Annotated in this window: 3 protein-coding genes; all 3 read right to left on the bottom strand. The window is 62.1% G+C overall.

The genetic code is table 11. From position 1 onward, the window contains the following. On the bottom strand, window positions 1-330 hold a 330-nt coding region (locus tag ACRESD_RS21270), incomplete at its 3' end, for a NuoI/complex I 23 kDa subunit family protein (protein ID WP_431752705.1). Window positions 331-341: 11 nt separating this feature from the next. Further along, complete coding sequence (gene nuoH / locus ACRESD_RS21265) at window positions 342-1,349, bottom strand: NADH-quinone oxidoreductase subunit NuoH (protein WP_060755669.1); 1,008 nt, start codon at window positions 1,347-1,349, stop codon at window positions 342-344. Beyond that, window positions 1,346-2,855: molybdopterin-dependent oxidoreductase (locus tag ACRESD_RS21260; protein ID WP_431752704.1), on the bottom strand; the 1,510-nt coding region annotated here is incomplete at its 5' end. The genes nuoH and ACRESD_RS21260, both read right to left, overlap by 4 nt.

The raw sequence follows: 2,855 nt of genomic DNA, 5'->3' as shown, positions 1-2,855 counted from the left end.
AGCTTCCTCGCAGAGGCCGCAGAAAATGCAGCGCGAGAAGTTGATGCGGAAGAAGTCCGGGTACCAGCGACCATCTTCGGTTTCAGCTTTCTGCAGGGAGATGCAACCCACCGGGCACGCCACGGCGCACAGGTTGCAGGCTACGCAACGCTCTTCGCCATCGGGGTCGCGGGTCAGTACGATACGGCCGCGATAGCGCGGCGGCAGGTACACCGCTTCTTCCGGGTATTGCAGGGTGTCGCGCTTGCGAAAGCCATGGCCGAAAACCATCACCAGGCTTCGCAACTGGGTACCGGTACCCTTAACGATGTCGCCAATATATTTGAACATGGGTCAAATCCTCACTGAACCGCGCCGGCTGGCGTGTTCAACAACACAACGGCAGCCGTCACCAGCAAATTGATCAGGGTCAGCGGCAGGCAGAAGCGCCAGCTGAAATCCATCACCTGGTCGTATCGTGGACGCGGAATGGAAGCGCGCAGCAGGATAAACAACATGATGAAGAACGCGGTCTTCAGGAAGAACCAGAAGAACGCCAACTGCGGCAAGATGCCGAACGGACCGTGCCAGCCGCCGAAGAACAGCGTGACCAGCAGGGCCGAGATCAAGATGATGCCGATGTACTCACCGACGAAGAACATGCCCCATTTCATGCCGGCGTATTCAATGTGGTAGCCGTCGGCCAGTTCCTGTTCCGCTTCCGGCTGGTCGAACGGGTGACGGTGAGTCACGGCGACGCCAGCGATGAAGAATGTGCAGAAGCCGAAGAACTGCGGAATGATGAACCACAGGTTCTGTGCCTGGTACTCGACGATGTCGCGCATGTTGAACGAGCCGACCTGCACCACGATGCCCATCAGCGCGAGGCCCATGAACACTTCGTAGGACACGGTCTGGGCCGAGGCCCGCAAGCTGCCCAGCAGGGCAAACTTGTTGTTACTCGACCAGCCGGCGAACAGCACCGCGTAGACCGACAAGCCGGCCATGGCGAAGAAGAACAGCAAGCCGATGTTCAGGTCCGCCACGCCCCAGGTCGGGGTGATCGGGATGATCGCGAAGGCGATCAGCAAGGCGCTCATGGCCACGACCGGTGCCAGGGTGAAGATCACCTTGTCGGCAAACGGCGGGGTCCAGTCTTCCTTGAAGAACATTTTCAGCATGTCGGCAGCGATCTGGAACATACCAAACGGGCCAACGCGGTTAGGACCATAACGGTCCTGCCACCAGCCCAGCAGGCGACGTTCGACGAAGCTGAGCAGGGCGCCCGCGACGACCACGGCCAACAGGATCACGACAGCCTTGAGGACCGCAATGATCACGTCGATCACTTCAGGGGTGAACCAGGTCATTGCGCTGCCTCCTGCAGACCGTCAACGGTTTTGCCAAAGATCGCCGCTGGAATACCGGCGAAGCCTTTCGGCAGTGCTACCAGGCCAGCACCCAACTCTTCGTTGATGCGCAGCGGCAGGCGCAGGGTCTGGCCGGCTACGTTCAGGCTGAGCAGGGCACCGTCGTTGACGCCCAGGCGGTCGGCTTCGGACTTGGCCACGGATACGTAGGCAGCCGGGATGCGTTCTTGAACCGGCGCGGCTTTCGAAGAGTTCTCTTCGCTGCCGAACAGGTGGAAGAACGGCACAACCTGCCAGGTGCCCTGGGCCGGGTTGAACGGACGCGGTACGGCGGCGAACCAGTTCAGCGAGTCACCGGTGCTTTCGATCAGGCGGGTGCCCGGGTCGCCAGCACGGATGTGACCACCGACTTCATCCTGGAACTTGTTCCAGGCTTGTGGCGAGTTCCAGCCTGGAGACCAGGCGAAAGGTACCTGCTGACGTGGCTCGACCGAGCCCGAGTAACCTTCCATGGAGAAGGCAAACGCGGTGTCCTGGTCTTGTGGAGTACGCGGTTCGTGCACGCTGATGTTGGCGCGCATGGCGGTACGACCGGAGTAACGCAGCGGTTCACGGGCCAGTTTCATGCCCTTGATGCGGAATGCGGCGGAGGGGGCAGCGTCGACGATACGTGCCAATTGCGGCGCGCTTGCGGCGGCAGCGGCGGTCACGTGGTCGAGCTGGGTCCAGTCGATCGGCTGGTTCAGCAAGGTAGCGCGCAGGGCATGCAGCCAGCGCCAGCCTTCGTGTACCAGGATGCTGGCGTCCATGTACTTCGGATCGAACACCTGGAAGAAGCGCTGGGCGCGGCCTTCCTGGCTGACCAGGGTACCGTCGCCTTCGGCGAAGGTGGCGGCTGGCAGCACCAGGTCGGCACGTTCGCTGGTGGCGGTCTTCTGGTGATCGGCAACGATCAGCACCTTGGTGGCGTTGAGCGCGGCGTCAACCTTGGCGGCATCGGTGCGGGTGTACAAGTCGTTTTCCAGCACCACGATGGCGTCGGCACGGCCGTCGGTCACCGCTTGCAGGGCTGCGTCCACGGACTCGCCACCGAGCATGGCCAGGCCAAGGCTGTTGGCTTCCGGTACGACCAGGCTGATGGAACCGTTCTTGTCGCGCAGCTTCAAGGCCTTGGCAATGTTGGCAGCGGCTTCGATCAGCGCCTTGGAACCCAGGGAGGTGCCGGCAATGATCAGAGGGCGCTTGGCTGCCAACAGGGCATCGGCGATACGCTGGGTCAGTTCAACGGCTTCAGTGTCCAGGCCTTCGACGGCAGGGGCACTGGCGTCGAGGGCGTGGGCCACGGCGAAACCGATACGGGCCAAGTCATCCGGCGCTGCGTGTACGCATTCTTCGGCGATGTCGTCGAGCTTGGTTTCAGCCAGGCTGGCGATAAACAGCGGGTTCAGCGCGTGCTGGCCGATGTTTTTCACCGCGGCGTCGAGCCAAGGCTGCACACGCATGGCG

Origin of the sequence: Pseudomonas sp. (assembly GCF_050739995.1) — a bacterium.
In the GTDB taxonomy this organism is placed as follows: domain Bacteria; phylum Pseudomonadota; class Gammaproteobacteria; order Pseudomonadales; family Pseudomonadaceae; genus Aquipseudomonas.
This window is presented reverse-complemented; position numbering and strand designations above follow the sequence as displayed.

What these genes read in the sequence shown, in the direction of transcription:
- nuoH (WP_060755669.1), bottom strand. Translation starts at nt 1,349, where the DNA reads ATGACCTGGTTCACCCCTGAAGTGATCGACGTGATCATTGCGGTCCTC.